Source organism: Streptomyces sp. SM1, from assembly GCF_002910825.1.
GTDB classification, from domain to species: Bacteria; Actinomycetota; Actinomycetes; order Streptomycetales; family Streptomycetaceae; genus Streptomyces; species Streptomyces okerensis.
In genome coordinates this window covers 1-6,702 of sequence record NZ_NEUB01000016.1, presented here as the reverse complement: position 1 = coordinate 6,702, position 6,702 = coordinate 1, and the positions used below count along the sequence as shown (strand labels likewise).

The window sequence follows — 6,702 nt, the reverse complement described above, 5'->3', positions numbered from 1 at the left end:
TTCCTCCCGGACGGCAGGACGAGCGAGGACGCGGGACGGTCCCCATCGAGCGGCGCCGATCCTCGCACGTGCCTCCCGAGGCCGCGCAAGCCCTCTGTCACCGATCGGCCGTCATGTCCGCCTTGCCTCCGGAGTCCCAGGTGTCACCCCTGGTCCGGTATCGGCAGCGGTCGCTTCCCGATCGCCGCCGCCATCACCTCCGGGAACCGATCGGGTGTGCAGGCGAACGCCGGTGTGCCGAGCGCGGCGAGTGCGGCCGCGTGTTCCCCGTCGTAGGCGGGCGCCCCTTCGTCGGACAGCGCGAGCAGCGCCACGAACTGCACCCCCGACGCCTTCATCGCCGCCACCCGCTTGAGCATCTCGTCGCGTATGCCCCCTTCGTAGAGGTCGCTGATCAGCACGACCACCGTCTCCGCCGGGCGGGTGATCCGCGACTGGCAGTACGCCAGCGCCCGGTTGATGTCCGTACCGCCGCCGAGCCGGGTGCCGAAGAGGACGTCGACGGGGTCGTCGAGCCGGTCGGTGAGGTCGGCCACCGCCGTGTCGAAGACGACGAGCCGCGTGTCGAGCGACCGCATGGACGCGAGGACCGCCCCGAACACCGACGCGTACACGACGGACGCCGCCATCGAACCGGACTGGTCGAGGCAGAGGACGATCTCCTTCTTCACCGACCGCGCGGCATGCCCGTAGCCGATGAGCCGTTCGGGAACGATCGTCCGGTACTCCGGGAGGTAGTGCTTGAGGTTGGCCGCGATCGTGCGGTTCCAGTCGATGTCGTGGTGGTGTGGCCGGCTGACGCGGGCGCTGCGGTCGAGGGCGCCGGTGAGGGTGGCCCGGGTGCGGGTGGCGATCCGCTTCTCCAGGTCCTGGACGACCTTGCGCACGACGGCCCGTGCCGTCTCCTTCGTGGTCTCCGGCATGGCCTTGTTCAGCGACAGCAGGGTGCCGACGAGGTGGACGTCGGCCTCGACCGCCTCCAGCATCTCCGGTTCCAGCAGAAGCGTGGCGAGCCCGAGCCGGTCGATGGCGTCGCGCTGCATGACCTGGACGACGGAGGAGGGGAAGTAGGCGCGGATGTCCCCGAGCCAGCGGGCCACCGACGGCGCCGAGGCCCCGAGCCCCGCCGAGCGGTCCCTGCCCGCCCGCGGTCCGTCACCCTTGCCGTAGAGGGCGGTGAGTGTCCCGTCCATCGCGGCGTCCCGCCCGGAGAGCACACAGCCGGTGCCGTCGGCCGGGTCCCCGCCGAGCACGAGCCGCCATCTGCGCAGCCGCTCCTGTGCCGGGTCCGTGGTCGTGTCCGCCATGCCCGTCTCCCCCGCTCGGCGTGTGTCCGTCATCCCGCCCCTTCCGCCCCTCCCGTCGTCCCCGGCGGTCCGGCGTCCGGCTCCTCGCCGTCCGCGTCCGGGCCCAGCAGCAGCCGCAGTACCGGCAGCACGGCGTCCGTCCGCGCGGTGTCGAGTCCGGTCGCGAAGCCGGCCGTGCCCGCATGCCCGGCTGTCGCGCTCGCACGGGCCCCCGGCCCCCGCCGGACCAGTTCGCCGAGAGTGCGCCGCACCCCTGGCTGGTACGCCGAGAACGTGCGCCGCAGCAACGGCAGCACGTCCGTGAACGCCTCCGCCGGTACGCCCGTCAGCCAGGCGTCGACGAGGCCGAGCAGCCGTTCGTCGTGGACCAGAAGCAGCCCGCCGCCGGACCCCCGGCCGACGAACCCCTCGATCCACGCGGCCGCGTCCGCCGGCGGTGTGCCCGGCGACAGCACGAGCCCCATGAGCCGCGCCGCCTCGTCCCGCGCCAGCTCGCCGTCGTCCAGCAGGAGCCGCACCGACCGGCCCCGGATGACACCCGGCACGGTGTCCCGGGTGGACAGTCTCCGCAGCACCGACCGCCAGCGGGAGCGCAGCTCTCCGTGCCCCGGAGCGGATTCGCCGAGGAGGCCGACCGCTCCGTGCACCGCGTCGACATGGCTCCGCATCTCCTCGGCGGCGTCCGCGTCCAGTGCGGCGCAGGCCCGCGGCAGCCCGACGAAGACCCGCTCGGCGAGTCCGGCGGCGACGCCGGCCAGCGCGACGGTGTCCGTGCCCCGCACATCGCCGTAGCGCAGCGAACGGACCAGGGCGGGCAGCGCCCGGGCGAGATGGCCGACGTCCGTGTCGAGGGCGGCGCGGTCGGCGAGCACCCGCATCACCGTGGGCAGTGCCTCGGACAGCCCGGCCAGCAGGCAGTGTTCGGCGAGCCCGGTGACCGTGTCGAGGCTTCGCGCGGCGACGGCGTCCGTCTCCGCCCTGGCGGTCGCGGCGGCGTGCACGGTCGTCCCCCACACCCCCGCCTCGGCGACCCGCACGGACAGTTCCGGCTCCCAGCGCAGCCGCCAGGTCTCCCGGAAGGTCCCGGTGGCGCCGTGCGAGACGGCCGGCTCGCCCCAGCCGATGCCGAGCAGCCGAAGCCGGTGCAGCAGTCTGCTGCGCTCCGCGTCGGTCCCCTTGCGCAGGTCCAGCTCCAGCTCCCGCCCGGCCGCCTGCGGTTTCAGCCGCAGGCGGCGCTGGATCCGCGCGAGGTCGCGCTGCAAGGGCACGGCGGGCGCCGTGGCCGGCACCTCCCCCAGGACGTCTCCGACGACCAGCCGGTCGTGCACCAGCGCCAACGGCACGTCGGAGCCTTCGCACATCACCGCCCGTACCGCGTCGGTCGTCTCGCGCAGCCCGGCCAGCGGACGTCCGCGCATCGCGGCGAGGGTCTCCGCCAGCCGTACGGCCTCGATGACATGCGCGGACGAGACGACCCGGTCCTCCGCACGCAGCAGCCCGGCCACCTTGGTCAGCCATCGCTCCACCGGCCGGTCCGGGGCGGCGAAGAGATGCCCGTACCAGCCCGGTGAGTCGATGCCCGCGCCGTAGCCGCTCGACCGGGAGAGCCTGTGGTGGGTCCACGGCACCCAGGTCATGTCCGCCTTCACCTTGGGCAGCCCCCTCAGCAGGGCCCGGTCGGCGGCGACGGGCGTTCCGCGCCGCAGCGCCGGCACGTGCCAGGCCCCGCACACCACGGCCACGCCGTCCCCGAACTCCCGTCGCGCCGCGCGGATCCGCAGCCGCATATGGGCCTCGCGCACGAGGTCCCGGTGGTGCCCGCCGCTGCCGTACTCCTCCCGCAGCGCGGTCATGGCCTCCTCCAGCACGGTGAACGGCGCGACCGGGTCCCCCTTCCCCACGCCCCGGTGCTCGACGACGTCCTCCCACCACCGCTCGGCGTCGTCGTACCCGGCCGTCGCGGCCGGCACGCCGGGGGGATCGACCCGCACGTCGGCCGCCGGCACGGCACCCGCGTCCCCGTCTCCGGTGCCGGCCTCGTCACCGGCCTCGTCACCGGGGCCCTCCGCCCCGGCGGGCAGCCGTTCGTCCTCCGTCCCCGGGTCGTCCTCACCGTCCGGGGCCGTACCGCGCCGCCGGCTCCCGTCTCCCGGGCCCGCCGCAGGCCGGGTCACGCCCCCCTCCCCGTCGCTCTCCCCGTCCCTCTCCCAGGCCAGCGTGTGTGCCGCCGGCAGGTCGATGAAACGGGCCGGGACGCCGTGTTCCAGCGCCCAGCGGATCGCCACCCACTCCGGGGAGAACCCGGCCAGCGGCCAGAAGGCCGAGCGGCCGGGCTCGTCCACCGCGTGGGCGAGCAGGGCGACGGGCGGCCGCATGTCCTCCTCGGCGGCGAGCGGGATCAGCGCGTCCGCCTCCGGCGGTCCCTCGATCAGCACGACGCGCGGCCGCACCTCCTCCAGCACCGCCCGCACCGCCCGCGCCGACCCGGGGCCGTGATGCCGCACCCCGAGCAGCAGCGGCCCCACGGCGTCCGCGTTCTCTCCGCTCACGCGCCGGCCTCCCGGCAGGCCCGGTAGAAGTCCTTCCAGCCGTCGCGCTCCCGGACGACGGTTTCCAGGTACTCCTGCCAGACGACGCGGTCCGCCGCCGGGTCGCGGACGACCGCGCCGAGGATGCCCGCGGCGACGTCCCCGGCCCGCAGCACGCCGTCGCCGAAGTGGGCGGCCAGCGCCAGGCCGCCCGTGACGACGGAGATCGCCTCGGCCGTCGACAGCGTGCCGCTGGGCGACTTGAGCCTGGTGCGGCCGTCGGCCGTGATCCCGTCGCGCAGCTCGCGGAAGACGGTGACGACACGGCGGATCTCGTCGATGCCGTCGGGCACGGCGGGGAGGTCGAGGGAGCGGCCGATCTGGTCGACGCGGCGCGAGACGATGTCGACCTCCGCCTCCGGGGTCTCCGGCAGCGGCAGCACCACGGTGTTGAACCGCCGGCGCAGGGCGCTGGACAGCTCGTTGACCCCGCGGTCGCGGTCGTTGGCCGTGGCGATCAGGTTGAAGCCGCGGACCGCCTGCACCTCCTGGCCGAGTTCCGGTATCGGCAGCGTCTTCTCCGACAGGATCGTGATCAGCGAGTCCTGGACGTCGGGCGGGATACGGGTCAGCTCCTCGACACGGGCCGTCATGCCCTCCGCCATGGCCCGCATCACCGGACTGGGCACGAGGGCGTCCCGGCCGGGGCCGTGGGCGAGCAGCCGGGCGTAGTTCCAGCCGTAGCGGATGGCCTCTTCCGGTGTGCCGGCCGTGCCCTGCACCAGCAGGGTGGAGTCACCGCTGACCGCGGCGGCCAGATGCTCGGAGACCCAGGTCTTCGCCGTGCCGGGCACCCCGAGGAGCAGGAGGGCGCGATCGGTGGCGAGGGTGCTGACCGCGACCTCGACGATCCGGCGCGGGCCGACGTACTTCGGCGTGATCACCGTGCCGTCCGGCAGAGTGCCGCCGAGCAGATAGGTGGCGACGGACCACGGCGACAGCCGCCAGCGGGCAGGACGCGGGCGGTCGTCCCGCGCGGCCAGCGCGGCGAGTTCGGCGGCGAAGACGTCCTCCGCGTGCGGCCGCAGCGCCTGCGTCGCGGCCTGCGCCGTACGCCCGGGGGCGGCGCTCGGGGGCGGGTCCGAGGGCGTGTCCGGTGGTGTGGCCGCAGGAGCGGTTGCGGGCGCGGGTGTGGTCGCGGGCGCGCCGTTCCGGCTCGGGTCGACGGATGTCGGTTCGACAGGCACAGTCATGGCTGAGTCCCCCTCCAGCTCGGCCGGTTCGGATCTGTCACCAACCGTGCACCACGCCACTGACAATCGCCCTGACCTGCACCGATGCCTTCTCCGGGCCAGTTGTCAGTGGCGGCGTCTAGTTTCGGTGGCATGACTGAGCAGGGGGCGCGCTGGACCGCGGACCGGGTGCTGGCACTGGCGCCTGACGCCGCGTCACGTGCGGCGGGAAGCGAACTCGGCGCGGCCGGGCCGTGGTCGGCGGCCGGCCGTTCCGGCGCGGGGGTGGTGTGGGGACTGTGCGAGGGCAGCGGCGGCACGCCGTACCGGACGGCCGTCGACGTCGCGGACGCCTCCGCACTCGCGTTCACGTGCAGTTGTCCGAGTGCGGGGTTCCCGTGCGAGCACGCGCTCGGTCTGCTGCTGCGCTGGGCGGAAGGAGAGGAAGGGGTGCCGCGGGCGGAGGCGCCGGAGTGGGCCCAACAGTGGATCACTGACCGCCGCACCCGCGCCGAGAGGGACCGGGCCGCGGATGCCCGGGGTTCCGCCGACCCCGGGGCGGCGCGGCGCAGGGCGGAGCGCCGGGCCGAGCGGGTCACGGCGGGCGCCGAGGAACTGGAGCAGCGTCTGGCGGATCTGCTCCGGGGCGGTCTGGCCGCGGCCGGGCAGGCGGGGTACGGGCTGTGGGAGGAGACCGCGGCCCGCATGGTCGACGCCCAGGCGCAGGGGCTGGCCGCCCGGGTGCGGGAGCTGGGGGCGCTCCCGGACACCGGGCCGGGCCGTCCGGTGCGGCTGTTGGAGGAGTGTGCGCTGCTCCATCTGCTGGCCCACGCCTGGCTGCGCCGTGACCGGCTGCCGGAGGGGCTTGCCGCGACCGTCCGCTCGCGCGTCGGTCTGCCCGCCTCGGCCGACGGCCCGCCGGTCCGGGACCACTGGCTGGTCCTCGCCCAGTACGACACCCCGGACAGCCGGCTGACGACCCGCCGTATCTGGCTGTACGGCACCGGCTCCGGGCGTACGGCGCTGCTCCTCTCGTACGGCGCGGCGGGCCGCGCCCCGGAGCTCGCGCTGCCGGCCGGCCTGGCCCTGGACGCCGAGCTGTCCGCCTACCCGGGGGGAGGGCAGCCGAGGGCGGCGCTGGGAGAACGGTTCGCACCGCCCGCGCCGACCACCGTGCGGCCGCCCGGCATCACGACGGCCCGGGCTCTCGCCCGCTACGGCGAGGCGCTGTGCGACGACCCGTGGCTGGAGTCGGTCCCGGTGACGCTGGACCGGGTGATACCGGCCCCGGACGAGGTCGGGAACGGGGGCGGCTGGCAGCTGGCCGACGAGGACGCGGCGCTGCCGCTCTCCCCGGCCGCGCTGTCCCGGCCGGGCCTGTGGCGCCTGGTCGCCCTCTCGGGCGGCGCCCCGGTCAGGGTCTTCGGTGAGTGCGGCCATCAGGGATTCACTCCTCTGGCGGCATGGCCCGAGGGGCCCGGCGAGGCGGTGCCGCTGTGCTGAGCGGTGCGCTCACCCCGTTCGCGTCACCCTCGGGCATCTTTCGGACATCACTGGACACTCGGTGCGCATGAGTGTCCGACCGCACCGGGCCCCCCGCCGGAGAGGAAGCTCATGAGCAGGACCACCGCCGCC

General features: G+C 75.2%; 4 protein-coding genes. 1 reads left to right on the top strand and 3 read right to left on the bottom strand.

From position 1 onward, the window contains the following. Nucleotides 1–143: 143 nt before the first annotated feature. Genes B9S61_RS00195 through B9S61_RS00185 form a run of 3 tightly spaced genes read right to left on the bottom strand, consistent with a single transcriptional unit; the run spans nucleotide 144 to nucleotide 5,088 of the window. A complete protein-coding gene (locus B9S61_RS00195) occupies nucleotides 144–1,307 on the bottom strand; it encodes a VWA domain-containing protein (protein WP_103540343.1) in 1,164 nt (387 codons plus the stop codon). Between the two features lie 29 nt (nucleotides 1,308–1,336). Beyond that, nucleotides 1,337–3,856: a DUF5682 family protein gene (locus tag B9S61_RS00190; RefSeq protein WP_103540342.1), complete on the bottom strand. Its 2,520-nt coding sequence runs from the start codon at nucleotides 3,854–3,856 to the stop codon at nucleotides 1,337–1,339. After that, the gene (locus tag B9S61_RS00185; protein WP_103540341.1) at nucleotides 3,853–5,088 is read right to left on the bottom strand and encodes an AAA family ATPase; all 1,236 of its coding nucleotides are present in this window, start codon (nucleotides 5,086–5,088) and stop codon (nucleotides 3,853–3,855) included. Before B9S61_RS00185 ends, B9S61_RS00190 begins: the two co-directional genes overlap by 4 nt. A 132-nt stretch (nucleotides 5,089–5,220) precedes the next feature. Between B9S61_RS00185 and B9S61_RS00180 the strand changes: the two genes are divergently transcribed. Beyond that, on the top strand, nucleotides 5,221–6,570 hold the full coding sequence (locus B9S61_RS00180; RefSeq protein ID WP_103540340.1) for an SWIM zinc finger family protein: 1,350 nt from the start codon (nucleotides 5,221–5,223) through the stop codon (nucleotides 6,568–6,570). Nucleotides 6,571–6,702 lie beyond the last annotated feature (132 nt).

Coding starts and splice junctions, on each gene's coding strand:
- B9S61_RS00185 (WP_103540341.1), bottom strand. CDS start 5,088: ATGACTGTGCCTGTCGAACCGACATCCGTCGACCCGAGCCGGAACGGC.
- B9S61_RS00195 (WP_103540343.1), bottom strand. CDS start 1,307: ATGGCGGACACGACCACGGACCCGGCACAGGAGCGGCTGCGCAGATGG.
- B9S61_RS00180 (WP_103540340.1), top strand. CDS start 5,221: ATGACTGAGCAGGGGGCGCGCTGGACCGCGGACCGGGTGCTGGCACTG.